This window comes from Desulfolutivibrio sulfodismutans DSM 3696, from assembly GCF_013376455.1.
Taxonomy (GTDB): domain Bacteria; phylum Desulfobacterota; class Desulfovibrionia; order Desulfovibrionales; family Desulfovibrionaceae; genus Desulfolutivibrio; species Desulfolutivibrio sulfodismutans.
Window position 1 is genome coordinate 3,511,488 of the sequence record NZ_CP045504.1, and the last position, 26,699, is coordinate 3,538,186.

General features: G+C 62.7%; 24 protein-coding genes. 12 read left to right on the forward strand and 12 right to left on the reverse strand.

Translation table 11 applies throughout. The annotated features are described in order from the left end of the window. Nucleotides 1-79 precede the first annotated feature (79 nt). The 5 genes from aroA to GD606_RS16105 all read right to left on the reverse strand — a co-directional run bounded on the left by aroA (nucleotide 80) and on the right by GD606_RS16105 (nucleotide 4,896). Entirely contained in the window at nucleotides 80-1,393 is a 1,314-nt protein-coding gene (aroA, locus tag GD606_RS16085; RefSeq protein ID WP_163303149.1) for a 3-phosphoshikimate 1-carboxyvinyltransferase, read from the reverse strand. Then, the gene (pheA, locus tag GD606_RS16090; RefSeq protein ID WP_163303148.1) at nucleotides 1,390-2,541 is read right to left on the reverse strand and encodes a prephenate dehydratase; all 1,152 of its coding nucleotides are present in this window, start codon (nucleotides 2,539-2,541) and stop codon (nucleotides 1,390-1,392) included. Before pheA ends, aroA begins: the two co-directional genes overlap by 4 nt. Nucleotides 2,542-2,544: 3 nt before the next feature. Continuing rightward, nucleotides 2,545-3,519 carry a 3-dehydroquinate synthase II family protein gene (locus GD606_RS16095; RefSeq protein ID WP_163303147.1) on the reverse strand — a complete coding sequence of 325 codons (975 nt, stop codon included), beginning with the start codon at nucleotides 3,517-3,519 and terminating at the stop codon, nucleotides 2,545-2,547. 7 nt (nucleotides 3,520-3,526) lie between these two features. Continuing rightward, complete coding sequence (locus GD606_RS16100; RefSeq protein WP_163303146.1) at nucleotides 3,527-4,330, reverse strand: 2-amino-3,7-dideoxy-D-threo-hept-6-ulosonate synthase; 804 nt, start codon at nucleotides 4,328-4,330, stop codon at nucleotides 3,527-3,529. A gap of 392 nt (nucleotides 4,331-4,722) precedes the next feature. After that, entirely contained in the window at nucleotides 4,723-4,896 is a 174-nt protein-coding gene (locus GD606_RS16105) for a hypothetical protein (protein ID WP_163303145.1), read from the reverse strand. A 439-nt stretch (nucleotides 4,897-5,335) separates the two neighbouring features. On the opposite strand from GD606_RS16105, the gene aprB reads away from it, so the two are divergent. The 6 genes from aprB to GD606_RS16135 all read left to right on the forward strand — a co-directional run bounded on the left by aprB (nucleotide 5,336) and on the right by GD606_RS16135 (nucleotide 13,473). After that, entirely contained in the window at nucleotides 5,336-5,827 is a 492-nt protein-coding gene (gene aprB, locus GD606_RS16110; protein ID WP_163303144.1) for an adenylyl-sulfate reductase subunit beta, read from the forward strand. Between the two features lie 38 nt (nucleotides 5,828-5,865). Beyond that, a complete protein-coding gene (aprA, locus tag GD606_RS16115; protein ID WP_163303143.1) occupies nucleotides 5,866-7,854 on the forward strand; it encodes an adenylyl-sulfate reductase subunit alpha in 1,989 nt (662 codons plus the stop codon). 156 nt (nucleotides 7,855-8,010) lie between these two features. Continuing rightward, nucleotides 8,011-9,252 carry a CoB--CoM heterodisulfide reductase iron-sulfur subunit A family protein gene (locus tag GD606_RS16120; RefSeq protein WP_163303142.1) on the forward strand — a complete coding sequence of 414 codons (1,242 nt, stop codon included), beginning with the start codon at nucleotides 8,011-8,013 and terminating at the stop codon, nucleotides 9,250-9,252. A 6-nt stretch (nucleotides 9,253-9,258) separates the two neighbouring features. Continuing rightward, the gene (locus GD606_RS16125) at nucleotides 9,259-11,568 is read left to right on the forward strand and encodes a hydrogenase iron-sulfur subunit (RefSeq protein WP_163303141.1); all 2,310 of its coding nucleotides are present in this window, start codon (nucleotides 9,259-9,261) and stop codon (nucleotides 11,566-11,568) included. A gap of 9 nt (nucleotides 11,569-11,577) precedes the next feature. Then, the gene (gene qmoC / locus GD606_RS16130) at nucleotides 11,578-12,777 is read left to right on the forward strand and encodes a quinone-interacting membrane-bound oxidoreductase complex subunit QmoC (RefSeq protein WP_163303140.1); all 1,200 of its coding nucleotides are present in this window, start codon (nucleotides 11,578-11,580) and stop codon (nucleotides 12,775-12,777) included. Between the two features lie 18 nt (nucleotides 12,778-12,795). Next, nucleotides 12,796-13,473 carry a hypothetical protein gene (locus tag GD606_RS16135; protein ID WP_163303139.1) on the forward strand — a complete coding sequence of 226 codons (678 nt, stop codon included), beginning with the start codon at nucleotides 12,796-12,798 and terminating at the stop codon, nucleotides 13,471-13,473. Between the two features lie 424 nt (nucleotides 13,474-13,897). Here GD606_RS16135 and GD606_RS16140 read toward each other — a convergent pair whose 3' ends face one another. Further along, a complete protein-coding gene (locus GD606_RS16140) occupies nucleotides 13,898-14,191 on the reverse strand; it encodes a cysteine-rich small domain-containing protein (RefSeq protein WP_163303138.1) in 294 nt (97 codons plus the stop codon). Between the two features lie 136 nt (nucleotides 14,192-14,327). On the opposite strand from GD606_RS16140, the gene GD606_RS16145 reads away from it, so the two are divergent. From GD606_RS16145 to GD606_RS16160, 4 genes are all read left to right on the forward strand, one after another. After that, entirely contained in the window at nucleotides 14,328-15,632 is a 1,305-nt protein-coding gene (locus GD606_RS16145) for a VgrG-related protein (RefSeq protein WP_163303137.1), read from the forward strand. Nucleotides 15,633-15,809: 177 nt separating this feature from the next. Next, nucleotides 15,810-17,156 (forward strand): PP2C family protein-serine/threonine phosphatase, encoded by a 1,347-nt coding sequence (locus GD606_RS16150; RefSeq protein ID WP_163303136.1) that lies wholly within the window; start codon nucleotides 15,810-15,812, stop codon nucleotides 17,154-17,156. Between the two features lie 9 nt (nucleotides 17,157-17,165). Continuing rightward, nucleotides 17,166-18,278: a LysM peptidoglycan-binding domain-containing protein gene (locus GD606_RS16155; RefSeq protein ID WP_163303135.1), complete on the forward strand. Its 1,113-nt coding sequence runs from the start codon at nucleotides 17,166-17,168 to the stop codon at nucleotides 18,276-18,278. Nucleotides 18,279-18,391: 113 nt separating this feature from the next. Further along, nucleotides 18,392-19,021 carry a hypothetical protein gene (locus GD606_RS16160; RefSeq protein ID WP_163303134.1) on the forward strand — a complete coding sequence of 210 codons (630 nt, stop codon included), beginning with the start codon at nucleotides 18,392-18,394 and terminating at the stop codon, nucleotides 19,019-19,021. A 72-nt stretch (nucleotides 19,022-19,093) separates the two neighbouring features. On the opposite strand, the gene GD606_RS16165 is transcribed toward GD606_RS16160, so the two are convergent. The 3 genes from GD606_RS16165 to GD606_RS16175 form a co-directional block, all read right to left on the reverse strand. Beyond that, on the reverse strand, nucleotides 19,094-20,470 hold the full coding sequence (locus tag GD606_RS16165; RefSeq protein ID WP_176629328.1) for a deoxyribodipyrimidine photo-lyase: 1,377 nt from the start codon (nucleotides 20,468-20,470) through the stop codon (nucleotides 19,094-19,096). A gap of 287 nt (nucleotides 20,471-20,757) precedes the next feature. After that, nucleotides 20,758-21,930, reverse strand: a complete 1,173-nt coding sequence (locus tag GD606_RS16170; RefSeq protein WP_163304066.1) for an integrase core domain-containing protein — start codon at nucleotides 21,928-21,930, stop codon at nucleotides 20,758-20,760. 135 nt (nucleotides 21,931-22,065) lie between these two features. Further along, nucleotides 22,066-23,349, reverse strand: a complete 1,284-nt coding sequence (locus GD606_RS16175) for a DEAD/DEAH box helicase (protein ID WP_163302329.1) — start codon at nucleotides 23,347-23,349, stop codon at nucleotides 22,066-22,068. Between the two features lie 267 nt (nucleotides 23,350-23,616). Here GD606_RS16175 and GD606_RS16180 point away from each other — a divergent pair, with 267 nt between their 5' ends. Then, on the forward strand, nucleotides 23,617-24,054 hold the full coding sequence (locus GD606_RS16180; protein WP_211922171.1) for a BrnT family toxin: 438 nt from the start codon (nucleotides 23,617-23,619) through the stop codon (nucleotides 24,052-24,054). Next, a complete protein-coding gene (locus tag GD606_RS16185) occupies nucleotides 24,044-24,409 on the forward strand; it encodes a helix-turn-helix domain-containing protein (protein WP_246299104.1) in 366 nt (121 codons plus the stop codon). The genes GD606_RS16180 and GD606_RS16185 overlap by 11 nt, the downstream gene beginning before the upstream one ends. A 73-nt stretch (nucleotides 24,410-24,482) precedes the next feature. Here the strand turns inward: GD606_RS16185 and GD606_RS16190 are convergent, their stop codons facing one another. The 3 genes from GD606_RS16190 to GD606_RS16200 all read right to left on the reverse strand — a co-directional run bounded on the left by GD606_RS16190 (nucleotide 24,483) and on the right by GD606_RS16200 (nucleotide 26,653). Beyond that, entirely contained in the window at nucleotides 24,483-25,115 is a 633-nt protein-coding gene (locus GD606_RS16190; protein WP_163302328.1) for a hypothetical protein, read from the reverse strand. Between the two features lie 153 nt (nucleotides 25,116-25,268). Further along, nucleotides 25,269-26,051: a nucleoside triphosphate pyrophosphohydrolase gene (gene mazG, locus GD606_RS16195; protein ID WP_163302327.1), complete on the reverse strand. Its 783-nt coding sequence runs from the start codon at nucleotides 26,049-26,051 to the stop codon at nucleotides 25,269-25,271. After that, nucleotides 26,048-26,653 carry a CvpA family protein gene (locus GD606_RS16200; RefSeq protein WP_163302326.1) on the reverse strand — a complete coding sequence of 202 codons (606 nt, stop codon included), beginning with the start codon at nucleotides 26,651-26,653 and terminating at the stop codon, nucleotides 26,048-26,050. The genes mazG and GD606_RS16200 overlap by 4 nt, the downstream gene beginning before the upstream one ends. Between the last annotated feature and the right edge of the window lie 46 nt (nucleotides 26,654-26,699).

Here is a 26,699-nt window from a genome sequence, read left to right on the forward strand (position 1 = left end):
GTCCGGGGGGAATCATTCCCCCCGGCAGGGGATGGGTTCGGGAAGGGGGCAGCGCCCCCTTCCCGAGAGCATGCGCTGTTCATCCTGTCACCTTGCTCCATTCGTCGAAGAAGTGCGGGAACGATTTGGCGACGCAGCCGGGGTTGTCGAAGCGCGCGGTCACGCCGCGAAGTCCGAAGAGCGCCATGCTCATGGCCATGCGGTGGTCGTCGTAGGTGGCGAAGGACACGGTGTCCTGGGGCGGGATAAGCCCCGGCTCGATGCGCAGCCCGTCGGGCATAACCAATGCCCTGGCCCCGGCCCGGGTCAGGTTGTCGGCCAGGGCCGCCAGCCGGTCGGATTCCTTGATACGCAGATGCGCCACATTGCGGATGGTCGTGGCGCCCACGGCCATGGCGGCCGTGGCGGCGATGGTGGGCACGAGATCGGGGCAATGCCCCATGTCCACCGTGACGCCGGAAAGGGGGGAGGGGAAGACCGTGACCGAGTCGGCATCCTGGGTCAGGCGCGCGCCCATGCGGCCCAGGATGTCCACCATGGCCGTGTCGCCCTGGGCCGAGTCGCGGCGCAGATTCACGACCTGGACGGGACGCGCGCCGAGCGCGCCTGCGGCCAGGAAGTAGGAGGCGTTGGACCAGTCGCCCTCCACCCGGCGCGCGCCGGGCTGGTAGCGGCCGGGGCGGCACAGAAACCGCAAGCGGCCGGGTTCGGCCTTGGTGATGGCCGCCGGATCGGTGACGACCCAGGCGTCGCCGCATTTGGTCTCGACGGTCACGGGCACGCCGCAGTCGCGCATGGCGGTGAGCGTCACGGCCACATAGGGCCAGGACACGGCCTTTGTGCCCGTGACCAGGATGGTCAGCGGTCCTGCGGCCAGGGGCGAGGCCAAAAGCAGCCCCGAGAGATATTGGCTGCTTTCCTCCAGGGTGATCTCGACCTCGCCCTCGGAGAGTCCCGAGGCCGTGATGGCGAGCGGCGGGCAATCGGGCTTGCCGGGAAAGGCTATCGCAGCGCCCAGGCCTTCCAGCACCCGGGTCAGTTCGCCGATGGGCCGGTCATGCATGCGGCCCCGGCCGGATACGGTGAAGAGCCCCTGCCCGGCGGCGGCCACGGCCACGATCAGGCGGCAGGTGGTGCCGGACTCGCCCACGTCCAGGACGGCAGGCTCGGCCGCGCCGCCCCGGGGCGCTCCGGCCACGCCGGTGACGGCGTAGTCGCCGCCCTTGCCTTCGATGCCCGCGCCCATGGCCGAAAGACACGCCCGGGTGCGCTCCAGGTCCTGGCTCTCCAGCACGCCCGTCACCCGCGACTGCCCCTCGGCCAGAGCGGCGCAAATCAGCAGCCGGTGCGAGACGGACTTGGAGGCCGGGGCGCTTATGACGACGGTGCTCATTCCTCGATGACCTCCATTTTGCCCGACACGTCGATATGCGGCCCGGCCGGGTAGCAGCCCAGAATGCGCAGGCTGTGGGTGCAGGCCCGCAGTTCGTCCAGGAGTTTGGCGTATTCGGCGCGGCTTAAGTCGCACTGCAGGTCGGCAAAAAACACGTATTTCCATTTCTCGCCCCGAAACGGCCGGGATTCGAGCTTGGTCATGTTGATGTCGCGCCCGGCCAGTTTTTCCAGGACCGCGTGCAGCGAGCCGGGCTTGTCCGGGAGGTTGAAGAGGATGGAGGTCTTGTCCCGGTTCTCCTGCTTGGTGTCGCTTGGGCCGATGATCAGGAACCGGGTCCAGTTGTCGGGCAGGTCTTCGATGTGGCTGGCCAGGACGTTTAAGTTGTGCATCTCCCCCAGACGGCTGTGGCCGATGGCGGCGGCCGAGGGCATTTTGAGGATGCGCAGGGCGGCGGCGGCGGTGCTTTCGGTGGGGATGATCTTGGCCCCCGGGAGGTTGGCCCGCAGCCACCCGGCGCACTGGGCCAGGGGTTGGGGGTGGGAATAGACGGTCTTTATGCGGGCCAGCTCCGTGGCCTTGGAGAGCAGCGAATGGCTGATCTTGCAGTAGACCTCGGCCTGGACGAAGACGTCGTGGCGCATAAAGAGGTCCAGGCTTTGCCCCACGGTGCCCTGCAGGGAGTTTTCCAGGGGAACGAGCCCCAGGTCCGCCTCGCGGGAGGCCACGGCGGCGAACACGTCGTCGATGGAGGGCTTGGGCTCGAACTCCCCGGCCCGGCCCAGGGTGGCCATGGCCGCGAAGTGGGAGAACGTGCCTTCGGGGCCGAGGAAGACGACCTTTTCCGGGCGTTGCAGGCGGCGGGAGGAGGACAGGATCTCCCGGTAGATGATGCGCAGGTGCTCGGCGGGCAGGGGGCCGGAGTTTTCGGCCACCAGGCGTTTGAGAACCTCCTTTTCGCGGAAGGGCTTGAACACGGCCTGGTGGGTGCCGTCCTTGCGCTTGCCGACCTCGATGCTGGCGGCGGCCCGGCGGTTGAGAAGCGCCAGGATATGGTCGTCGATGTCGTCGATCTCCCGGCGCACCCCGGCCAGGAATCCTTCCAGGGCCTCGGGGGAGGCGGCGGGTGAGGGCTTTTTGGCGGCCATGGCTCAGCCCTCCTTGATGTCTTCGGCGATGCGCATGCCGAAATGGCGTCCGGCCACGTCCGTGCGGCACAGGATCTCGTCGCCCACGCGTAGGGAAACCACGCTCACGGGCGAGCCGTCGGCGCGCACCAGCCGGATGGTCTCGGCGTTTTGCAGAAAGAGCTTGCCTTCGGTGTCGCCGATTCTGGCGGCCACGAGCAGCATGGGCCGCACCTCCACCTTGACCCGGCCCACCACGGCCAGGGAGGTTTCGCCCGTGGCCGAGACGATGAGCACCTCGTCGCCTGCGGCCAGTTCCTCGAGGTAGCGGGTCTTGTCCCCGGGCATGGCGGCGTAGGCGTGCACGGCCCCGGCGTTGATCCGGAAGGGCCGGGCGGCCACGTAGGGGTTGGACTCGGTCTCGGCGTGGACCAGGAAGGTGAACGCGCTGGAATTGCCCACCAGCATGCCCTGGCCGGTACGCAGCATGGAGATGGTGTCCACGCAGACCCGGTGCCCCAGGCCCACGGGGGTGATCTCGGTGACCACGGCCGGGGAGAGGCCGATGGTTCCCTGGCTGATTTTGAGTTCGGCCACGATTTTCTTCAGATCGGCCGCCGCCTCGGGGAGGACCAGGATGCGGTCCACGCCGCGTTCCAGGATGCCTGCGGCCAGCTTGGCCTCGGCCAGGCTGGCGGCTTCGAGGCCGATGCCCGTGACCTGGGCCAGGATGTTCTCCACCGGGATGATCTCGCAGCCCCGGGCCAGAAAGACCGTGCGGCCCGAGGCGGCCAGGCGCACGGCCTCTTCCTCGTCGGCCTTGGCGGCCACGGCCGCGATGGCCACCCCGGACAGGGGGACCACCCGCACCCGGCCCAGGGCCTGGATTTTTTCCACGTCGGCGTCGTCGGCCAGGATGGCGTCCACGCCGGACTCAAGCGCCAGGGTGACGAACTTTTTGTCGAAGGGAACGGCTTTCGCCCAGATTTCCTTGCTCATGACATCCTCATGTGTTGTCGGCCAGAAGTTCCATGGCCTGGTCCACGTCCCAGTTGCGCTGGACGATGCCGTGCAGGGCCTGGACGATGCGTGCCGGTTGGCGGTGCTGGAAGATGTTGCGGCCGATGGACAGGCCCGAGCCTCCGGCCTGGACCGAGTCGTGGGCCATCTGGATCAGGTCGCGGTCGTTGTCCATCTTGGGGCCGCCGGCGATGACCACGGGGATGCAGCAGGCCTCGGCCACCCGGGCGAAACTGTCCACGTCGCCGGTGTAGGGCACCTTGACCACGTCCGCGCCCAGTTCCGTGCCCACCCGGGCGCAGTGGCGCACGATCTCGGGGTCGTATTCGTTTTTGACCTTGGGCCCCCGGGCGTAGACCATGGCCAGAACCGGCATTCCCCATTCGGCGGCCTTGGAGGTGACCTCGCCGAAGTGTTCGAGCATGTGCCGCTCGGTCTCGTCGCCCAGGTTCACGTGCAGGGACACGCCGTCGGCCCCGAGTTTGAGGGCGTCTTCCACGGTGGCCACCAGGATCTTGGCGTTGGGATAGGGAGACAGGGTGGTCGAGGCGGAGAGGTGGATGATCAGCCCCACGTCGCGGCCGCGTCCCCGGTGGGAGCAGCGGGGGAGTCCCTTGTGCATGAGCACGGCGTTGGCCCCGCCCTCGGCCACCTGGTTGACGGCCTCGCGCATGTCGATCAAGCCGTCGATGGGGCCCACGGTGACGCCGTGGTCCATGGGGACGATGATGGTGCGGTGGGTGTTGCGATTCAAGATACGCTCAAGTCGTACGGCTTTCCCCAAAAGCATGGCCAACCCCCTTGCGGTTTTGCTGTTTGGCCTCTCGGCGGGTCGTGGGGGACCGGGATGCCGACGGGGCCAAAAAAAAGGGCCGCCGGCGTTTCGTGACGCCCGCGGCCCTTGGAGAGGCTTTGTGTGCGGTTTTGGTTACACCGCACCCCTCCCCAGACCACGGGCGTGACTAAACCAGTACCAAAAATAAAAACCGGTGGTGGGGATGAGGTTGTGGTGACGCATGGGGGCATGGATAGTCGCAAGGAGTTTGAGGTGTCAAGTTTTTTTCACGGTGTTAATGCGGGTTGGCGGCGATTGGGGCCACGAGGAGGCAAAAATATTGAAAATAGGGCTTGCTGCGGCGCGTGGAGTCATCTAAAAGGCTTGTTGAAATCCGACACCGCACGTCACCTGGCGTACTCGTCGGATTTGCCCGTGCCTTCTTCCCGCTCCGGCCCGGGTTCTCCCGGGACCAGCCGCAAATCCAGATGCGGCGCAGGAATCGCGCGGGTGACAAAAAAGACATTTCTTCGCTTGACGTGGCCCGTCGAGATTGTTAAAATAATCACAAACGTTTTCATGTGCTTGGCTCGCCAAGCAAAAGCGCCGTATTTTCCCGTGCCTCTTCCCTTCCTCCGGCCCCGGGATCCCTCGGGGCCAGCCGCAAACCCAGGCGTGGCGCGGGGAATCACGCGGGGAACCAAAAAAAACATTTCTTCGCTTGACGTGGCCCGTCGAGCTTGTTAAATTCCTCACAAGCTTTCCGCGTTAAGGCTAAATAGTCTGCTATTCTGGGGAGTTGTCGACGCCCATAAGGACAAACGGCGCGCAATTCCCGGCCCAGGTGGAAGGCGTTCGGGCCGTCGGCAAGGGGCGTCGGCGCGCGGAGCGGCGAAGGGCGCCGGGGAGGAATCCTTCCCGGCGGTCGCACGTTCAAGGCCGCGTGAAATCACCCGACGTATTGCTATACGGTGGAATTGGCACAGGCAGCAATCAACAACCAAAAAGTGGAGGACGACTATGCCTACCTTTGTTGATCCGAGCAAGTGTGACGGATGCAAAGGCGGTGAAAAAACCGCGTGCATGTACATTTGCCCCAATGACCTGATGATCCTCGATCCCCAGGAAATGAAGGCTTACAACCAGGAACCCTCGGCTTGCTGGGAGTGCTATTCCTGCGTGAAGATCTGCCCCCAGGGCGCCATCGGCGCCCGTCCCTACGCCGACTTTGCGCCCATGGGCGGCACCTCGATCCCCATGCGCTCGGCCGACTCCATCATGTGGACCATCAAGTTCCGCAATGGCAACATCAAGCGGTACAAATTCCCCATCCGGACCACCCCGGAAGGCTCCATCAAGCCCTATGACGGCAAGCCCGAAGGCGCCAACCTGGACGACGAACTGCTGTTCACCGAGACCAAGCTGGTCGAGCCCAAGGAAGTCCTGATGAAGGCCTTCCCGGTGACCGAGTCCGACACCGTGCAGTGCTGGCTTGACGGTTTCTGCAAGTAATCTTTGCACTACAAGAATATAATAGGAGGAGACATCCTATGCCTACCATTCCCGTTAAGGAAGAGCCCAAAGGTATCGCCCTTGCCGAGCCGGAACTGATCGAAAAAGACGTCGACATTCTTATGGTCGGCGGCGGCATGGGCACCTGCGGAGCCGCTTACGAGGCGTGCCGTTGGGCCGACAAGATCGGCGGGATCAAGATCATGCTGCTGGACAAGGCTTCGCTTGAGCGTTCCGGCGCCGTGGCCCAGGGCCTGTCCGCCATCAACACCTATGTCGGCGAGAACCCGGTGGACGACTACGTCCGCATGGTCCGCACCGACCTGATGGGCCTCGTGCGCGAAGATCTGATCTTCGACCTGGGCCGTCACGTGGACGACTCCGTCCACCTGTTCGAAGAGTGGGGCCTGCCTTGCTGGGTGAAAGAAGGCGACCACAACCTGGACGGCGCTGCGGCCAAGGCCAAGGGCGTGTCCCTGCGCACCGGCGCGGCCCCTGTCCGCTCCGGCCGTTGGCAGATCATGATCAACGGCGAGTCCTACAAGTGCATCGTGGCCGAGGCGGCGAAAAACGCCCTGGGCCAGGATCGCTACATGGAGCGCGTGTTCGTCGTGAAGCTGCTTTTGGACGCCAACGAGAAGAACCGCATCGCCGGCGCCGTGGGCTTCTCCACCCGCGAAAACAAAGTGTACGTGTTCAAGACCAACGCCATGGTCGTGGCCTGCGGCGGCGCGGTCAACGTGTACCGCCCCCGGTCCACTGGTGAAGGCATGGGTCGCGCCTGGTACCCGGTGTGGAACTCCGGTTCCACCTACACCATGTGCGCTCAGGTCGGCGCCGAGATGACCATGATGGAAAACCGCTTCGTCCCGGCTCGTTTCAAGGACGGTTACGGCCCGGTCGGCGCCTGGTTCCTGCTTTTCAAGGCCAAAGCCACCAACGCCAAGGGTGAAGACTACTGCGTCACCAACCGCGCCATGCTGAAGCCCTACGAGGATCGCGGCTACGCCAAGGGTCACGTCATCCCGACCTGTCTGCGTAACCACATGATGCTTCGCGAAATGCGCGAAGGTCGCGGCCCCATCTACATGGACACCGCCACCGCGCTGCAGACCACCTTCGCCAAGCTCACCCCCGAGCAGCAGAAGCACCTGGAAGCCGAGGCTTGGGAAGACTTCCTCGACATGTGCGTCGGCCAGGCCAACCTGTGGGCCTGCATGAACATCGAGCCCGAAGTCAGCGGCTCCGAGATCATGCCCACCGAGCCGTACCTGCTCGGTTCCCACTCCGGCTGCTGCGGCATCTGGGTTTCCGGCCCCGACGAGAAGTGGGTTCCGGACGACTACAAAGTCAAGGCCGACAACGGCAAAGTCTATAACCGCATGACCACGGTCAACGGCCTGTGGACCTGCGCTGACGGCGTCGGCGCCTCCGGCCACAAGTTCTCCTCCGGTTCCCATGCTGAAGGCCGCATCGTCGGCAAGCAGATGGTGCGCTGGGTGGCGGACCACAAGGACTTCAAGCCCGCCCTGAAGCAGAGCGCCGCCGAGCTGGCCAAGGAAATCTACCAGCCGTGGCACACCTTCCAGGAAGGCAAGGCCGCTTCGACGGATCCCGTCGTCAACCCCAACTACATCAGCCCGCACAACTTCATGATGCGCCTGGTGAAGTGCACGGACGAGTACGGCGGAGGCTGCGCCACCCTGTACACCACGTCCAAGACCCTGCTGGACACCGGCTTCAAGTTGCTGCAGATGCTGGAAGAGGACAGCAAGAAGCTGGCCGCCCGCGATCTGCACGAACTGATGCGTTGCTGGGAGCAGTACCACCGCCTGTGGACCGTCCGTCTGCACATGACCCACATCATGTTCCGCGAAGAAACCCGCTACCCGGGCTTCTACTATCGCGGCGACTTCCTGGGCCTGGACGACAGCAAGTGGAAGTGCTTCGTCAACTCCGTGTACGATCCGGAGACCAAGGAAACCAAGGTCTTCAAGAAGACCTACCACCAGATCATTCCGGACTAAAGATGCGCATGACGGCCGCGGGCTTCTGCCCGCGGCCGTTTTTTAACGGTCTTATCCGGGACGACCGACCGGGCCGTTGACCGAGCCGTCCGCGGGGTCTATCGTCGCGGATCAGGCCGTTTGCATGCGGGCTATAACCACTGCCGGGAGGTTGCGATGTCGAGCAGCGCGATACTCGTCGTCGGCGGCGGCTTCAGCGGGATCACCGCCGCATTGGAAGCCGCTGAAGTCGGCCACGAAGTGTTCATTGTCGAGAAAAATCCCTTCTTGGGCGGCCGGGTAATGCAGCTCAACAAGTATTTTCCAAAGCTGTGCCCCCCGTCCTGCGGGCTGGAGATCCAGTTCCAGCGCATCAAAAACAATAAGAACGTCAAGTTTTTCACCATGGCCGAGGTGACCAAGGTCACGGGCAAGCCCGGCGATTACGATGTGACCATAAGCATCCGGCCCCGGTATGTGGAACCCGGCAGCCTTGATCTGTCCGATGCCGCCGAGGCCCTTTCCAAGGACGTGCCAAGCGAGTTCGAACTGGGCATGGGCAGCCGCAAGGCCCTGTACATGGACGTGCCGTTCGCCTTCCCCAATCGCTACGTCCTGGACAAGGACAACTGTTCGAAAGAGGATCTGGCTTCCCTGGCCGGAACCGACATCATCAACATGGGCGACGCCCCCAAGGAAGTGACGGTCAAGGTCGGCAGCATCATCTACGCCACCGGCTGGAAGCCCTACGACGTCACCCGCCTGACTAATCTGGGCGCCGGAAGCATCAAAAACTGCGTGTCCAACATGCAGCTCGAGCGTCTGGCCTCGCCCAGCGGCCCCACGAACGGCTGCATCGTGCGCCCCTCCGACGGCCGCACCCCGCGCTCCATCGCCTTCGTGCAGTGCGCCGGCTCCCGCGACGAAAACCACTTGAACTACTGTTCCTACATCTGCTGCATGGCCTCCCTCAAGCAGGCCGCCTATGTTCGCGAGCAGTATCCGAACGCGCGCATCACCATCTATTATATCGATCTGCGTACCCCCGGGCGCTACGAGAACTTCGCCAAAAAGATCCTGGCCGACGACAAGATCGCCACGGTCAAGGGCAAGGTCGCGGCAGTGGCCGAGGATTCCGCCACCGGCGACGTGCTGCTCACCGTGGAGGACGCGGTGACCGGCATCAAGTCCGAGAACCGTTTCGAGATGGCGGTTCTGGCCACGGGCATGCAGCCGAGCCTGGCCGGACAGAAACTGCCGGTGGACGTGGCCCTTGACGAGATGGGATTTCTCGTGGGCGGCGAGGAGAAAGGCATATTCGCCGCCGGATGCGCCAAGACGCCGCTTGATGTCATGAAATCGGCCCAATCCGCGACCGGCGCGGCCATGAAAGCGATTCAAACGGTGAGAGGGAGGTAGAAGGCGATGGCCGAAAAAATCGGTGTGTATATAGATGAGTCCAGCATCGCCCCGCACCTGGACGCGGGAGATCTGGCCGCCTTCGTCAAGGAAAAGCTCGGCGGCACGTGTCCGGTCATCAAGACCCACAAACGCCTTTCGAGCCCCGCCGCCGTGGCCGACATCAAAAGCGATATCGAGGCTGGCAGCATCGACGCCGTCTTATTGTGCGGCACCTCCCCCCGCGTGGACTGGGAAGTCTTCGATTTCGGGGACAAGGTGCTTGTTGATCGCGTGAACCTGCGCGAATTCGGCGTGTTGGCCTATAAAAACCCGGACGGCAGCACGCTTGCCAAGGATGAGGCCGCCCCGGATCTGCTCAAGATGGTGGCCAGGGACTACGTCAAGATGGGGGTGATGAAGCTCACCAAGATGAAGGCCCCCGATCCGGAAATGGTCGAATCCGTCAAGACCATCCTGGTCATCGGCGGCGGCTTCACCGGCCTGAATGCGGCCCTGTCCGCCGTCAAGGGCGGCTTCGACGTGGTGCTCCTGGAAAAGACCGGCGCTCTGGGCGGCAAAGCCGCCACCCAGTACAAGACCTTCCCCATGGCCTATCCGTACACCGAGGCGCACGCCATCGGCATCGAGAAGCTCATCGCCGAGGTCACGGGCAACGCCAAAATCAAGGTCAAAACCGGGACCACCCTCAAAGAGCTCCAGGGCGCGCCCGGCAACTACACGGCCGTTTTGACCGGCCCGGGCGGCGAGTCCTCGGAGCCCATCGGGGCCGTGGTCCTGGCCGCCGGTTGGTCTCCCCAGGATACCGAATATCTGAAGCCCTTCGGCTACGGGATCTATAAAAACGTCATCACCACGGCCGAGTTCGAGGCCATGGCCAAAAACGGCGGCATCAAGCGCCCCTCGGACGGCAAGGCCCCGGGCAGCGTCCTTTTCGCCGTGGACGTGGCCGCCCTGATCAAAGAGATCCCTGCCCCCGAGCCCGAGGCCCCGGCCGAAGGCGAGACCGCTCCCGCCGCTCCGGCCGCCGCCGCAGCGCCTGAAGAGGCCGAGGCCAAGACCAACTTCATGGAAGTCAAAACCGCCAAGCACCTCATCTACAGCTCTGAATTGACCAGCCTCGTGGCGCTGAAGCAGGCTGGCTACGTGGACGAAATGCTGCCCGGTTCCGTGGCCATGATCGTCTACGACTCCATGATGGTCCCGGGCATCAACGAACGCTACTATCGCGCCGCCCAGGACAAGCCCGGGGTGATGCTCACCAAGGGAACCATCACCGGCGTCAAGGAAGCCCCCGGCGGCATGCTGACGGTCAGCGCCACGGGAACCCTGCTTGGGGCTGAGGCGGAATTCACGGCCGATCTGGTGGTTCTGCCCACGGGGCTGGTTCCGGCCACGGCCACCGACCCCACCATCAACCTGGTGTACCGCCAGGGACCGGCCTTCCCGGACCTGGACCTGTTCGACGGCTACGCCGACTCGAACTATATCTGCTTCCCCTACGAGACCCGCCGCACGGGCATCTACGCGGCTGGGTGCGTGCGCCAGCCCATGACCATGGCCCAGGCCAAGGACGATGCTGACGGCGCGGTCCTCAAGGCCATCCAGTGCATCACCTCGTCCAACCGGGGCGTTGCCGTGCATCCGCGCTCGGGCGACCGGTCCTTCCCGGTGTTCAACTTCGTGCGCTGCACCCAGTGCAAACGCTGCACCGAGGAATGTCCCTTCGGGGCCCTGGACGACGATGAAAAGGGAACGCCGAAACCCAATCCCACGCGCTGCCGCCGCTGCGGCACCTGTATGGGCGCGTGTCCGGAGCGGGTCATCTCCTTTGACAACTACAATGTCGACATGATCGGCTCCATGATCCGCGAAATGGACATCCCGCCCAAGATCGACGAGGGCGGCCCCCGGGTGCTGATCCTGGCCTGCGAAAACGACGCCTATCCGGCCCTGGACATGGCGGCGCTTCGCGGCAAGCATTGGAGTCCCTACGTGCGCATCATCCCGGTGCGCTGCCTGGGCTCGGTCAACGCCATCTGGGTGGCCGACGCCATGTCCAAAGGCGTGGACGGGGTGATGATGCTCGGTTGCAAATACGGCGACGACTATCAGTGCCACTTCGTCAAGGGTTCGGAGATCTGCAACCGCCGCAAGGAAAACATCGCGGAGTCGCTCAAGCGTCTGGGTGTGGAGCCCGAGCGCGTGGAGCAATACCAGGTGTCCATCGACGAGTACGACAAGGTCCCGGACATGATCGATTCGTTTATCGAGATGGTCCTGAAAATTGGGCCGAACCCGTTCAAAGGATACTAGGAGGGGACAATGTCGCAAGTTGCAAAAATCCAACCCGATCTGCAGTTCGTCAAGGAATTGCAGGCCGTCGGCGGGGAATCCCTCAAAAAGTGCTATCAGTGCGCCACGTGCAGCGTGGCCTGCCCCCTGGCGCCGCCTGAGAATCCCTTTCCCCGCAAGGAGATGGTCTGGGCCCAGTGGGGCTTAAAGGACCGCTTTGAGGGCGATATCGACATCTGGCTGTGCCACAACTGCCAGACCTGCTCGGAATTGTGCCCGCGCGGAGCGCGTCCCGGCGATCTGATCAGCGCGCTTCGCAACATGACGTACCGCAAGCTGGTCAAGCCCTCCATCGTGGGCGAGTGGATGAGTTCGAGCAAGTATCTGCCCATTCTCATCGCCATCCCGGCCGTGCTGTTCCTTCTTATTTGGTACATCAGCACCGGGTTGACCATCCCCGAGGGCGAGATCGTCTACGGCAAGGTCTTCTACGGCGACTACTACATCGACCCGCCGTTTACGCTTCTGGCCTTGTTCGTGGCCTTCACCTTCTTTCGGGGTGCGGTCACCCTGTGGAAGTCCTTTGACAAGGCCCTGCCCAAGACCCTGGTCATCGGCAAGCAGCGGGTCAAGCCGACGCTTCTCGAGTCCGTCAAGGCCGTGCTTCTGGGCGAAATCGCCACCCACGTGAAGTGGAACGAGTGCGGCAACGACAATACCGAGCGTTTCAAAGGCCACCTGAGCCTGTTTTACGGCTTCCTGGCCCTGGCCGTGGTCACCGGCGTAGTGGCGGCCGGACACTGGGGCGGCAAGGTGCTGACGTTTATCGCCCCCATCGGCCACACCCCCATGCCCCTGTGGAGTCCGGTGAAGCTTCTGGCCAACGTGGGCGCGGTGCTGCTCCTGGTGGGGCTGACCTACCTGACCCGGCGTCGTCTCAATGCCGATTCCTCGAAATCCACGTCGTCGTACTACGACTGGTACTTGCTTGGCGTCATCTGGGCCGTGGCCTTGACGGGCATCGGTTCGGAACTGTTCCGCTTGTCCGGTGTGGCGACCCTTGCCTATCCGGTCTACTATCTGCACCTCATCGCCGTGTTCATGCTGTTCGCCTATCTGCCCTGGTCCAAGCTCGGGCATCTGGTCTATCGCACCACGGCATTGGTGTATGCCCATCAGGTCGGTCGTCTGCCCCTGGCCCGTGAAGAAGAAAAAATTTTCATGGTTTAATGAAAGGAGGAGGATACCATGGCTGAAGCTCGCAAAGTGTTCCCCATGAACACGTTCGTGTCGTATCTCAAAGGTGTGGATAAGGAAGGCAACAAAAAGGGCGTCGTGGAACTGGTGGGCTACATGACCCAGTCCGAGATCGACGAGGAACTGGCCCCCTTCGCGGCCGCCCTGGCCAAGGCCTGGATCTACGAGCAGCACCCCGAGTTGGTGAAGATGACCAGCGGCGACCTGTCCGCCCAGGGACAGAACGTGTCCGTGGCCATACTGCCCCCGGACGTCACCGCCGAGGTGGGCGCGCTGTTCGCCAAGCTGGCCGCCGACAAGAAGACCATCTGTGAACAGGCCGCCAAGCTGGAGAAGGTCGAGAAGGAGCTGGCCGAAAAGACCGCCATCCTCAAAGACACCGACACCCGCATGAAGGCCGCCGAGACCAAGGTCAAGTCCCTGGAGGCCTCCCTGCAGAGCGCCGGAGACAAGGTCATCGTGGCCTCCGAGGCCAAGGTTGTGGAATACATCGGCAAGGTCGACGAACTGCTCAAGATGATCGAAGACGTGAAAAAGCACGGCGTGGTCACCGTGTCCGGCGGTGGCGCGGCTCCGGCCGCGGGCGGCACCGGAACCCCCGACGCGGGCGGCGAGCCCTCCTCGGATTTCGGTTTCGGCAGCGACGCCTTCGCCACCGACAAGTGGTAGATCGCGTTCCGGTTCCCTTCGCGGACCCGGTCCTCCGGCTTTTTTAGCGGGCTTTTTGGCCCATGGTATGACAGTCATCGCGCGGTCGGTTCGTCCGGCCGCGCGATGTTTTTTGGTCTGCCATCTCGGGGTAGGGTGGGCGTACGCCAAGACGACTTGAGCTTTGGTCGACCTGGAACAGTCTGGACAGTCTGGACAGTCTGGAAAGGATTGGGACAGTTTGGGGCGGCCTGTGCCCTTAGTCGCCTTGGGGCTGAGGAGGCTTGGAACAGCCAGGACAGTCTGGGACGGGGAAAGCTGATGCTGGGACGGCCTGGGGCGACGGAGGACGATTTGTGGCGGTATGGATGGGCAGCGCCGCACGCCACGACATGCGCCGCATGGGTGGTGCGGCCTACTCGTGATTTTGAGGCCGCAGGCCGCCTCAGCCTTCCCGCGTCCTTTCCGATCCGCTGGCCGACAGGTCGGCGTCCCGGGCCCGGGCGGCCTCGGCCCGCAGGCGGGCGATGATTTCGTCGTAGCCGCCTGGGCGGTGGGGCCGGATGCAGCCCGTGCAATCCTTGATGCCGCTGCGAAGGATGAAATTTCCGCCGCAGTCCGGGAGGAAATACAGGGGACAGAAGCAGAACAGGCAGTTGAATTCGGCGGGATCAAGCCCCTGATGGCAGGGGAAATACTCGCACTGGACATTCTGGAAAAAGCGGTGGCTTGGCTTCATGGGCCGGTATCCTCCCTGGTTGTGTCTACGCCTTGTGCGGCGGGCGTGGAAGCCTCAATTGGCCTATGGGCGTTGGCACGCGGCTTGCTTCAACTGCACCGAGAGCACCAGACCAGGAAAAACAGGACCGCCGAACATGTCGATCGACCTCTCCCAACTCACCCTCATGCGCGCCCGCCAGGATCTGGACGGGGCCATGGCCGGTCTGGGAACCTCCTCGGCAAGCGATCCTTTGAAGTTTCGGACCATGCTGGCCAGCCGCCTGGGCATTGACGGCCAGGTGCTTGGGGCCGGGGAGGCCTTTGCCGGAAAGGCCTTGATGCAGGATTTGTCCGGGCTCGGCCTGGGGGAGGGCGCGTCCACCGATGATGCGGTGCTTGGACTGTCAGGGCTTGGCGCGGGGCTTTCCGGTCTGGGCGGCGACGAATCCTTCGGGGATGGCCTGGGCGGGATGAACATGCTCAAATACAATGCCCTGCACACCCTGGCAAAGATTGCCGACACCACCCCAACTTCGGTCCAGGCTGCGGCCCAGTCCGCAGCCCTGTCCGGGACGGATGCCGCCGGTTCGAATGAAGTGCGCCGCAGCGTGGTCAAAAACGCCGTGCGCATGGTGGTGAATTCCGGGGCCAGACATCCGGACGATCTCGGGCATCTGACCCGGGCCGCCAAGGGCGAGAACGCCGGATTCACCCAGAGCGAGGAAGAGCTGTTCATGGCCGCGGCCAAGGCCGAAAACAGCCTTGAGCAGCGGATGCAGGCGGAATCCAAGGTGCAAGGCGCGGCGACAGGGCCGGTGTTGGCCTCCAGCCTGGAACGATCCGCTGGTTCCCTCAGTTCCCGCTACGAATCCGGCGGGGCCATCGATTGCATCGGCTATGACAAAAAGGGCGGCACCTCCTACGGCCAGTACCAGATCGCCTCCAAGACCGGGACCATGGAGAATTTCATCAAGTTCCTGGATGACAAGGCCCCGGACATCGCCACCCGGCTCAAGAACGCCGGGCCCTCCGACACCGGCGGCAAGACCGGCAGCATGCCCGAGGAGTGGAAGGAAATCGCCTCCGAGGATCCCAAGCGGTTCGAGGCCCTGCAGCACGAATTCATCCGGGTCAACAACTATTCCCCGGCGGCCAAGAGCATCGTCCTGACCTCCGGGGTGGATGTGAACAGCCGGTCCCATGCCCTGCGCGAGGTGTTGTGGAGCACGGCCGTGCAACATGGGCCAAACGGGGCGGAACGCATTTTCAGCAAGGCCATCGAAACGGCCCAGACCACCAAGACCGGTCAGGATTTTGACAAGGCGGTCATCGAGGAAGTCTATTCCATCCGGCAGCGGCAGTTCGGCAGCCATGGCAGACGCATCCGCGAGGCGGTCACGGCCCGCTTCCAGGACGAGAAGAGTTCCGCCATCGCCATGCTGGACCAGACCGCCGCCTAATCCACCTCCTTTGTAATCCGTTGTTGTCACGGTTCACGCCACGGCCCGAAGTCTCACACAAACATCAAAAGCCGCACCAGCCAAGCCTTGCCGGGAGGCGGCCATCTGTTGCATGGGCCGTTTGCCTGACGGGACGATTTGTATTACCACACGTCAAATATCCCTCAGGACGTGCGCATGACCGTAATTCCCTCCTCCTGCGCCAATGCGGCCGACGACCTTCTGCGACTGACGCGGCGCTTGGAGAAGCTCAAGCAGTGTTTCGCCCTGTGCGGCATCATTAATTCCACCCTGGATCTCCCCGAGGTGCTGGAGCGGATCATGAGCACCTCGCGCCGTGCCGTGGGGGCCGAGACGTGCAGCCTGCTTTTGGTGGACGAGTCCCCTGGCCCTGGCCGGGGCGAACTGGTGTTCCGGGTGGCCCAGGGCCCCATGAGCGATTTTTTGCGCCAGGGATTTCGACTGAGGCGCGGTGAGGGCTTGGCGGGCTGGGCCTGCGAGCATGGGAAGCCGCTGCTTATCGCCGACGCCTATGCCGACGCGCGCTTCAACCCAGAGGTGGACCGCCGTACGGGCTATCGCACAAAAACCATCCTCACCGTGCCCCTGGCGGTGCGGGGCCGGGTCATCGGCGTCTCCCAGCTCATCAACAAGGAGGATGGGACGCCGTTTGACGCCACGGACCTGGAGACCTTCAGCCTGATCTGCGACCAGGCCGCCGTGGCCATCGACAACGCCCGGCTGCACGCCGAGATGCTCCAAAAACAGCGCATGGATTTCGACATGGAGCTGGCGGCCAACGTGCAGCAGGGATTCATTCCCAGGCGGCCCCCCGAGTTCCATGTTCTGGATGTGGCCGGGGTGAACCATTGCTGCGACGAGACCGGCGGCGACTATTACGACTTCATTGTCCGCAGGGATGCGACAGGCGCGTCCACTCACCTGGTGGTGATGGTGGGCGACGTCAGCGGCCACGGCATTCCGGCGGCGCTTCTTATGGCCAGCGCCCGGGCCTTTCTGCGGGCCCGGCTCATGGCCCCGGGCGGCATCGAGGAGGCCCTGCGCGACGTCAATCGCCTGCTGTCCGAGGATCTGGGCATGACCGGACGGTTCATGACCCTTTTTGCCCTGGAGATCGATGTGACCTCCCGGGACATCCGCTGGTCCCGGGCCGGCCATGACCCGGCCCTGATCTACGACCCGGCCGCAGACGCCTTCCAGGAACTTGGGGGCAAGGGCATCCCCCTGGGGATCGACCCGGGGTGGGTTTTTTGCAGCGACCAGATGCAGGCCCTGGCTGCGGGCAGCGTGGTGGTGCTGGGTACGGACGGCATCTGGGAGACCCGTGATCCTGCCGGAGAAATGTATGGCAAAGATCGGCTCAAAAACGTGGTGCGGACCTGTTGCGCCAGAACGGCCCCGGAAATCGCCGATGCCGTTATGGCCGACCTGGCCGCCTACCGGTGCGGCCTGACCCGCCGCGACGATGAAACCGTTGTGGTCATCAAGATCAAGGAAACCTAGGAGTGCGACATGACCAAAATCATGATCCCCGTTGCCATGTTCCTGGCTCTGCTGACGATGGGATGCGGCAAGGACGACAGTAAATCCTTCGGCCGGGCGGATCTGAACAAGGATGGCAAGGTCATTTTCGAGGAGGGCGTCATCGCCTATCCGGACCTGACCGTTGAGGAATTTCGTCTGTACGACAAAGACGGCGGAGGGGCGTTAAGCGGCGAGGAATATGCGGTTTTTACGGCCGCCCGCAAGTCGGGTACGCCGCCGCCCGCCAAGCCCCAGCCCGTCGCCGAACAGGCTGCCGCGCCAGTCGCCCCCCCCCAGCCGGACCCGGCCGCCACGGCCCAGTCCGGCTCGCCACAGGTTCCCTCGGCGGCCGCGCTGGCCCCGCTGCCCACAGATGCGCCGGGCGCGCCGGGCGCGCTACAGGGTCAGATCCCGGCAAACACCGTCACCGCGCCCTCCGTCCCGGACGCAACAGCGGCGAACGCCTCCCCGCCGACGCAAAGCATCGAGGTGGCCTCCACCGCCATCTCCCCCGAACCCGAAAAAAAGCCCGCCGGGCCGTCGACGATTTCCTACACCGTGCAGCGCGGCGACTCCCTGAACAAGATCGCCCGCAAGTTCAAAGTCAGCGTCAAAGACATCATGACCAAGAACAAGATCGACAACCCGGACAAGGTGGCGGCAGGACAGGTCCTGGACATCCCGCTGCACGAGGGCGCCGCCCAGCCCGGCGCCGCCAATGGCCCAACGCCGGACATGACGGCCTTCGTGGAGGGGTTTTTCGCCAAAAGCAGCGCCGCCGCACCGGACGAACTCCTTGCCCTCTACGCCGACGAGGTGGATTTTTATAAAAAGGGCGTGGTCAAAAAGGACTTCGTGCTCGAAGACAAGGTCCGCTATTTCGAACGCTGGCCCGCGCGGGCCTACACCCTGTCCGGGACGCCCAAGGTCACGCCCGTGCCGGGAACCAAGCGCACGCGTATCGACGCCCCGGTGCGCTACCAGGTCAAAAACGGCGACAAATCGGCCTCGGGCGAGGCCCTGTTCGTCTTCGAGGTGGTCACGGACGGCGCATCCCCGCGCATCGTCTTTGAGGACAGCAGCGTGACCGCGCGGCCCTGATCCTTACGCTTTTCCTCGTTGTGAGCGCCGTCCGTGTCTGCGGGCGGCGCTTTTTTTGCATAAAATGTTCGTGCCTTCCCGAGAGGCAAAATCCACCCACTGCGAGGCAGGACATGGAAATCACCGGAACCTACAACGACATCACCCGGCTCATGACCCTTATCGGTTCCACTTCCGACGAATCCTCGGAGACCGAAACCTCCAGCAAAACCAAAAGTTCGCACGACACCACCGCCAGCTCCTCAAGCACGGATTCGAAGACGGCCAGCCAGGATCTGGTTTCCCTGACCGGGAACGGCTACGGCATCACCGGGCTCTTGGGATCCGTCATCCCCAACCAGAGCGTGCTCACCTCCCTGGAGGAAAAAACCACCCTTTTGCAGGAACACTTCCTGGGGGCCCTGAACACGAAGCTTGAGGAGGCCGGGATCGATACCGATACCCCCATCACCCTCAAGCGCAACGCCGATGGAAGCATCGAGGTGGCGGGCGACCATCCGGACAAGGAGGCCATCGAGGCCCTTTTCGCCGAAGAGCCGGTCCTGGGCGAGGCCTTCAACGCCATCGCCGACCAGTCCGAACTGGCCCGCAAGATCAAGGCCGAACGCAATGTCACCTTCTCCAGGTCCGGGGGAATGGCGGCCTACGTCAATGCCTCCCTGACCTCGTCGTCCTCGGACACGGATAGCTTTTTCGCGAGCATGCTGGGGGACAGCCTGTCCACCTGGTTCGATTCCGAATAATCCGGGATCGGCGCCGCGCGCTTCCTGAACAAGCTCCATCCGGTCTGAGGCGGGCGGGCGGCGGGAAGCTCCTTATCCGGATGCGCCCGGCAGAGCGGGGAGATGGGCCGCGATGTAGGCATCCACGTCAAATTTCCGGCGGCAACCGCGCTCGTTCATGTACCGCACCTGGCCGTAGACCGGACGCTCGGTCCAGGGCCGGTCATGCAACCCTCCCACGGACCACAGCACCCCCACGTAGCCGTTGGGGTCGCGGCCATCAAGGGCGAACCGGTCGTTGAGCCACACCGCCGTGTCCAGAGCCTCCTGAGGCGTGGACGACCATTCCAGTATCTTTTTGGCCCAATACATGCGCATGTAGCCATGCATCCGGCCCGTCTCCCGCAACTGGGCCTGGGCCGCGTTCCACAAATCCGAATGCGTCAGACCCCGCGCGAAGTCCTCCCGGCTGTACACAAATTCCCGCCGATCCGAAGCATGAGCCGTAAGCGTCCTCTTCCCCCAGTCCGGCAGGCCCTCGAAACGATCATAATCCGGACAATGCAGGCAGAAATTGTCCGACAACTCCCGCCGAACCACGCATTCCTCCACAAAGGCGTCCACGTTCTCCTGGCCCGCCTCGCGGCCTGCGGCCACAACCGAGAGCACCGCCCGCTGGGGCGCAAGCTGCCCGAAATGAAAATACGGCGACAGCCCGGACACCATCCCCGTATTGGGATCGTTTCGGCCCTGGGCATAGCCCGGCAGCCGCTTCTCGACAAAATCCCGTAGCGCCGCCCCCGCCGCCCGTTCCCCGGGCAGGATGTCCGCCACCGGCGGCACGCCGCCATCCGCGCCAAGCCCGGCCAGCACCGCCGCTACGTCAAGCTCCCCCCCAAGCCCCCGCTCGCCGTAAGGATGCTCCGGCAGCTCGGGGAAATCCTCGAGATATTCCGGCAAAAGCCTCCCGATCTTCGGCCGAAGCGTCCGCGCCCCGTATTCCCGCTTGCCCGACGCCACCCGGCAGGGAACCACATTGTGGGCGTCCGTCTCGTAAACGTCCGCGTCCACCGCCGCCGTTACCGCCCGCTTCCAGCCTCCCTTCACCCGCATCGGATCGAAATCCGTCACCACCGCCCCCGCCGCAACCCCCCGGCAATAGGCCGCCACCCCCTCCCCCGGGTCGCCCCGCAAAAGCTCGAAACGTATGCCGCGCGCCGCGCATCCGGCCGCCACCTCGCGCAGCCCCGCCAACATGAAGGCGTACTGCCGCAGGCCCGCGCCCAGGAACCCGTCCGCTAGACAAAACACCACATGCAACGGCCGACGGTGCGACACCGACAGGGCAAAGGCGTGCAGCAGAGCCCAGTTGTCGCCAACCCGCTGGTCGCGGCTCATCCAATAGACCACCGGACCCCGGCCGCCAGGACCGGAACGCCACAGATGCGTGCGGAGGGGATTGATGTCCATGGGACAGGTGTAGTGCGGAAGTACGGCGGCGGCAAGCGGAGGGAAGATGTTGGGGAGGAGGCGCTGCCTCCTCCCCAAACCCCTCCACCGCCAGGGGGCCAGCGCCCCCTGGACCTCGCATCGGCTTCGCGTCGTGCGGCGGATAAAATGTGGCGCGGGATGTTGCCCGGAGCATTGCTCCGGGCAACATCCCGCGCCACTGGACGCGAAGCGCGCCCGGGGGGTCCGGGGGGATGTGCAACCGGGAACATCGCTGACACTTTGGACCGGGTACATCCCTGACACTTTTACCCGATCAAGCGCCTCACCGGGACCACATGTTTCGGCTCTTCGGAGATCAATCCCCCGATGAGAATATCCCCGGCGTACACCAGCCATCTACCGTCATAATTCTGGATCAGCCCGATTCGATTTCTCCCGTAGGCCTCCCCGATAAATACCTGGCCGCCTTTCCAGTTGAACATCCCATCGCTACGAACAAAGCGACTTTCGAAGTATGGCGGATAGCTGAACTGTGGAGCCTCACGGGGAAAAGAACGCAAAGACCGACGATATATCGAACTTGGCGTCTTCTGCCCTAACGCCTCATGTGGGCGCTCATAATTGAACCGGTGCCGCCAACTATCAAACTTCTTTTGCTGTTCTGAAAGACTATCCTGTGGCGGCATTGTTGACTCAAGCTTCAACGTTTTATGCATTCGCTCGTGGCTACCGTTTTGCTCCGGCTTCCCTGGCTCTATGAAATCAACGATGATGCCTAATTGAATCCACCAAACACTAAGTTGTGTAAATCCACCTATCCCGCTGGAGCCGAAAGGCGTCCCGTTGTCCACTCGGATTGCCTGAGGCAACCCATAGTCACAAAATACGTTTTCCATGGCCGATTTTGTATTTTCGAGTGTCTGGCGAGCATATCCCTTGCATGCCAGAACATACCTACTGTGCATGTCTGTTATCGTTAGTGGATAGCATATACTCCTGTCGCCAAGTCGGAACCATCCTTTATAATCAATAGCCCAGACGTCATTCGTATCTTGAGGAGACAACAAATCATACCGTCGCAAACGTCCAGCAGACTTGCGCCGAATTTTTCTCGATTCTGATATAAACCCATGACGCTTTAATATTGCGCCAATTGTGCTTGGTGCTGGAGGATCACAAATTCCGTATTTATCAAATAGAAGTTGTGATAGCTTTTTCGGGCCCCAATACGGATACGTCTCACGAAGCAATAATATTTTCTCAATGATCGCATCAGACGTTTTGTGGGGGCAGTTTCTCGGGGCACGGCTAAACTCCTCGACGCTGCCTCGATCTTGAAAACGCCGGACCCATTTATACCCCGTCTCACGGCTGATCCCGAACCGCTGGCAGATTTCAGAAAACGGTTCGCTTCTGCGCGCTGCCTCAACGATGAACCGAGCTCGTTCTTCCATGGTCTCGACCTTTTTCCAGGGCATCGGAGCTTCCTCCTCTGCCAAAGGTGTCAACCATGTACCCGGTCTATTCTGTCAACCATGTACCCGGTTCGTACCGGAATGATTCCCCCCGGGCGGGGTACGGGGCGGCAGCCCCGATTCTCTTCTCTTTCTTTCTTACGCCTGGGCCTCGCGGCGCGCTGCCGGGCGGTAGGCAGGTTTCTGACCGGCCGGGCGGCTGTGGCCGCGTCCGTTGCCGTATCCGCCGCCGGGGCGGCGGTTGCGGTTGTAGGTTTCGCGCGACTCGGAGGGCTGGGCGCGGTATTCCTGCGGCGTGGGCGCGAAGCCTTCGAGTTCGCGGCGGGGCAGGGGTTTGCCCATGGCGTGTTCGATGGCCCGGACCATGGACATGTCTTCGCGGGTGATCAGGGTATGGGCCTGGCCCTGGCATTCGGCGCGGCCGGTGCGGCCGATGCGGTGGGTGTAGGCGTCGGGGGTGTCGGGGATGTCGAAGTTGATGACGTGTCCGACCTTGGAGACGTCGATGCCCCGGGCGGCGATGTCCGTGGCCACCAGGACGCGGTAGGTTCCGGCCTTGAAGCCGTCGAGGGCGGCCTGGCGTTGGCGCTGGGACAGGTTGCCTTGGATGCAGGCGGCGCGGCAGCCGGACTTGCACAGCAGTTCGGCCAGTCCCTTGGCCTTGTGCTTGGTGCGGGTGAAGACGATGACCGACTCGGACTTGGCCTGGGTCAAAAGCTCCATGAGCAGCGGGGTTTTGCGGCTCGGGGTGACCGGGTAGACGGCGTGCTCCACGGTTGCGGCCGGGGCCTGGTTGCCGATGCGCACGGTGACCGGCTCGGTCAGGATGTCGTCGGCCAGGGCGCGGATGCTGCCGGGCATGGTGGCGGAGAAGAGCAGGGTCTGGCGTTTGGCCGGGAGTTTTTCCAGGATGGCGCGGATGTCGGGGAGAAAGCCCATGTCGAACATGTGGTCGGCCTCGTCCAGGACAAGGGTGTCCAGGGCGGAGAAATCCACGTGGCCCTGGCGCATGTGGTCGAGGAGGCGTCCGGGGCAGGCCACGACGATATCCACGCCACGGCGCAGGCCCTGGATCTGGGGGCTCATGCCCACGCCGCCGTAGACCGTGAGGCTTTTGACGCCCACGCGGTGGCCCAGTTCACGCACGGCGTCGTGGATCTGCTCGGCCAGTTCGCGGGTGGGGGCGACGATGAGGGCCTTGATGGCGCGGCGCTTGGGGGGCTGGCGGCGGGCCAGGCGGTTTAAGATGGGCAAAAGGAACGCGGCGGTCTTGCCGGTTCCGGTCTGGGCCAGGCCCATGACGTCGCGGCCTTCCATGACCGGCGGGATGGCCTCGGTCTGGATGGGGGTGGGGGCGGTGTAGCCCAGGGATTCGATGTTGGACAAAAGCAGGGGATGCAGTTCGAAAGAGGCAAAGCTCAAGGTATATCCTTTTGTGAAAGGGGCGTCCTGGCACGCGTAAAGGCGCGCCTGGTGGCGACTTGCGAATCGTGAACCGGAGGCTGCGGGCCGAGTCAGGATCGGAAGATCGGGGCAAAATGGCGTCTTCGGCGGGGACAGTCCGGGTAGGAAGCGACGGGCATGCAGCCATGAACCGCGTCGGCGGACGAACACACCGAGGGCCGGGCGCGATGACCGGCGAGGGGCATATATAAGGGTTTTTGAGGGGATGTCAAATGGAGGCATGCAGTGCTCGGGTTGATCGGTCGCCGCCAAACAAACACTTCTTGCAAATATTTTGCGCAAGGGTACGATGCTGGATGTTTTTCTTGGGTTCGTTTCGTGTTGGTGTCATTAAAAAATGATGGAATCTTGACAGGCATACGGGGAATCAGTAGTTATATGATTCAGGAAATCGAATGGGATCCAGCCAAGGCTGCCGCGAATAACCGAAAGCATGGGGTGAGCTTCGATCAGGCGGCCCTGGCGTTTCGCGACATGTTCGCGGTGGAATGGATCGACACGCGTACGTGTTATGGTGAGGAACGCGTTATTCTCGTCGGGACAAGTGAGGGGCGGATATTGACGGTGGTGTATACCGAACGGGGAGACCGTATTCGTATTATTTCCGCGCGAAGGGCGACGAAAGATGAGCAAGACAGATATTATCGTGAAAATGGACAGTGAGGGGCGGTTGCACCGCGTGGGGCCGGACGGCGGGTTAGAACCTGTCGCGGTTGCGCCTGTGGCGGAAATGGATGAGGCGGATATCGTCGCTGCCGCTGTGGCCGACGCCGACAATCCGCCGATCACGCCGCAGGACGTGGCGCGGCTTCGCCGCGTGCCGCGCACCAAGACCCTGCGCCGGGCGCTGGGGCTGACCCAGGATGAGTTTGCGGCGCGGTATCATATACCGCTTGGGACGCTGCGGGACTGGGAACAGGGCCGCACGGAGCCGGATCAGGCGACCCGGGCGTACCTTCGCGTTATCGCCAACGATCCGGAAGGGACGCGGAGGGCGTTGGAGGGGGCGCATGGTTGAGGGTCGTGCGGGTGTGTCGGCGGATGCCTCAATGAGGACGCGGGGGCTTTGCGAAGAGAACCTGGAGGCTCAATTATGGTCCGACATTTTCCGGTGGAGCCGGAGGAATTGGATAATCTAAATATTCATTTTTATTTTGAATAGACTCCAGTGTCTGAATAAGCAAGGCTACCAATTCTTTATACTCAAGCACATCAGATATAGAGATGTCTGGCGAATCGACAGGATAAGCGTGAACAGCTTCGTTTCGAATTTTCTTTAATCTTAAAAAGAGATCAACTTGGCTGCCAGATATTATTTCGTGACTTCCAAGCCAACGAATAAATTTATCAGGTCGCGTAAATCTGATTAGACCATTATGCTGCATCAGCTTTAGTATGGAATTTTCAAGCTGCTTCCATATCTCAAAGATCGCGGCCTTAGGGTCTATGTTGGCTAGCTTAATTATCTTTTCATCAAACGCAGAAACTTTGGTTGTTTCTTGAGGTCCATTTTCTGCTGAGGTGATTGATTTTAAAATTTCAGCTTCATCTTTTGCTTTTGCTATTTCTTCCCGTAGGTTCACCTCGATATCTTTAAATTTGATTGTTTTGATGAATCGGGCAAGGTGGGGCATTTTAGAGAGAAGGATCCAAAGGGCTATCAGCGCAGCGGCGGGGGTAGACACATCTCGTATAATTGACGAGATGAAGGTTAAGGTGTCCATTAGGCCCCCTCTTGTTAATAAATTCTATTAAGTATCGTTAGAGTTATGTCTAAAAGGCGAGGATAAAACTGTTATAGTCGAATCTTTTCACTGATCTCATCGACATAGAAAGCTCAGAGATAAGTTTGGCGTCTTGTTGCTTTTTAGTCGAATTCAGGGCGCACTGTCCTTCTTCACCTCATCCCACAACCCATTCCACTCCGCCAGCGTCAGCGTGGCGATATCGAGCCCCCGCTCCTTGGCCAGGGCCTCCATGCCCCGAAACCGGCCGAGAAACTTCTTGTTGGCGTCGTCCAGGCAGGAATTGGCCTTCAGCCCCAGGCGGCGGCCGTATTCGGCCAGCGAGAACAGGTAGTCGCCGAACTCCTCGGCCATGCGCGCCTCGTCGCCAGCCGCTACGGCCATCTCAAACTCCATCCGCTCCTTTTCCAGGGCATGCTTCATGTCCGCGTCCGACTCCCAGGTGAACCCCACCCGGGCGGCCTTGGAGTGGATGCGGTAGGCCTTGAGAAGCGGCGGCAGGCCCTTGGGCAGGCTGTCGTAGAGCCCGGCGCCTTCCTTTTTCTCGGCCCGCTTGATGCGCTCCCAGTTGCGCAAAAGCTCCTCGCGGTTTTTGAGCGTCAGGTCGGCGAAAACATGCGGATGGCGGCGGATCATCTTGGCGGCCTCGGCCCCGAACACGTCGGCCAGGGTGAAGGCCCCTTTTTTCTCGTAGAGGCGGGAGGCGAAGAGCAGAAGGAACAGCACGTCGCCGATCTCCTCCAGGGCCCCCGGCGAGTCGCCCGCCCGGATGCAGTCCACCAGTTCGAAGGACTCTTCAATGATGTAGTCGCACAGCGTCTCCGGGGTCTGGGCCTGGTCCCAGGGACAGCCGCCGGGGCCGAGCAGGGAGTCGATGACGTCGAGCAGTTCTTTCAAAGGGGTGTCGTTGTTCATGGCTTCTTTGGGGGTGACGGGTCGGGGGTTTTGGCAGGGGCGGCCGCCTTGGGCGCGGCCGAGGGTTTGCCCGCTGCCGGGGATTTTACCGTTTCCAGAGCCTTGGGCACCTCTTCGGCGGCGGTTTGCAGCTTGGCCTTGATGTCCGGGGGCACGTATCCGGACACGAGGTTCCCGGCCTTTTCCACAAAGGGAACAAGGCGCGAGGAGGCCAGAAAGTCCGGCTTGTGGCCAAGGGTGGTCATGATGAAAAAAACCACGGCGGCCAAAAGCACGCCCTTGGCCAGGCCGAAGGCCCCGCCGAAGAGCTTGTCGGCCCACTGGGTCATGGTGATGCTCACCAGCCGGGACAGGGCCAGGACCAGGAACCAGACCCCGAGCAGGGCGGCGGTGAAGACCAGGAGATAGGCCGCGATCTGGGCGTAGTTGCCGGAGATGTGGCCCGAAAGATAGGGCGTGACCTCCTGGTGGTAGTTGGCCGCCGCATAGAACCCGGCGAACAGGGCGGCCAGGGAGCCCACTTCCTTGACCAGGCCACGCAGATAGCCCCGCAGGAAAAAAAATCCCCACGCCAGGAGCAGGACCAAATCGGCGATATTCATGCTGGCTCCGGTTCGGGTCGGGGTGGCGCTGTGGCGAGACGTGAAC

Coding starts and splice junctions, on each gene's coding strand:
- GD606_RS16190 (WP_163302328.1), bottom strand. CDS start 25,115: ATGGACACCTTAACCTTCATCTCGTCAATTATACGAGATGTGTCTACC.
- GD606_RS16125 (WP_163303141.1), top strand. CDS start 9,259: ATGGCCGAAAAAATCGGTGTGTATATAGATGAGTCCAGCATCGCCCCG.
- GD606_RS16120 (WP_163303142.1), top strand. CDS start 8,011: ATGTCGAGCAGCGCGATACTCGTCGTCGGCGGCGGCTTCAGCGGGATC.
- aprA (WP_163303143.1), top strand. CDS start 5,866: ATGCCTACCATTCCCGTTAAGGAAGAGCCCAAAGGTATCGCCCTTGCC.
- GD606_RS16105 (WP_163303145.1), bottom strand. CDS start 4,896: ATGAAAACGTTTGTGATTATTTTAACAATCTCGACGGGCCACGTCAAG.
- GD606_RS16200 (WP_163302326.1), bottom strand. CDS start 26,653: ATGAATATCGCCGATTTGGTCCTGCTCCTGGCGTGGGGATTTTTTTTC.
- GD606_RS16155 (WP_163303135.1), top strand. CDS start 17,166: ATGACCAAAATCATGATCCCCGTTGCCATGTTCCTGGCTCTGCTGACG.
- GD606_RS16185 (WP_246299104.1), top strand. CDS start 24,044: ATGGACAGTGAGGGGCGGTTGCACCGCGTGGGGCCGGACGGCGGGTTA.
- aroA (WP_163303149.1), bottom strand. CDS start 1,393: ATGAGCACCGTCGTCATAAGCGCCCCGGCCTCCAAGTCCGTCTCGCAC.
- GD606_RS16140 (WP_163303138.1), bottom strand. CDS start 14,191: ATGAAGCCAAGCCACCGCTTTTTCCAGAATGTCCAGTGCGAGTATTTC.
- mazG (WP_163302327.1), bottom strand. CDS start 26,051: ATGAACAACGACACCCCTTTGAAAGAACTGCTCGACGTCATCGACTCC.
- GD606_RS16100 (WP_163303146.1), bottom strand. CDS start 4,330: ATGCTTTTGGGGAAAGCCGTACGACTTGAGCGTATCTTGAATCGCAAC.
- GD606_RS16135 (WP_163303139.1), top strand. CDS start 12,796: ATGGCTGAAGCTCGCAAAGTGTTCCCCATGAACACGTTCGTGTCGTAT.
- aprB (WP_163303144.1), top strand. CDS start 5,336: ATGCCTACCTTTGTTGATCCGAGCAAGTGTGACGGATGCAAAGGCGGT.
- GD606_RS16160 (WP_163303134.1), top strand. CDS start 18,392: ATGGAAATCACCGGAACCTACAACGACATCACCCGGCTCATGACCCTT.
- pheA (WP_163303148.1), bottom strand. CDS start 2,541: ATGGCCGCCAAAAAGCCCTCACCCGCCGCCTCCCCCGAGGCCCTGGAA.
- GD606_RS16150 (WP_163303136.1), top strand. CDS start 15,810: ATGACCGTAATTCCCTCCTCCTGCGCCAATGCGGCCGACGACCTTCTG.
- GD606_RS16145 (WP_163303137.1), top strand. CDS start 14,328: ATGTCGATCGACCTCTCCCAACTCACCCTCATGCGCGCCCGCCAGGAT.
- GD606_RS16095 (WP_163303147.1), bottom strand. CDS start 3,519: ATGAGCAAGGAAATCTGGGCGAAAGCCGTTCCCTTCGACAAAAAGTTC.
- GD606_RS16165 (WP_176629328.1), bottom strand. CDS start 20,470: ATGGACATCAATCCCCTCCGCACGCATCTGTGGCGTTCCGGTCCTGGC.
- qmoC (WP_163303140.1), top strand. CDS start 11,578: ATGTCGCAAGTTGCAAAAATCCAACCCGATCTGCAGTTCGTCAAGGAA.
- GD606_RS16170 (WP_163304066.1), bottom strand. CDS start 21,930: ATGCCCTGGAAAAAGGTCGAGACCATGGAAGAACGAGCTCGGTTCATC.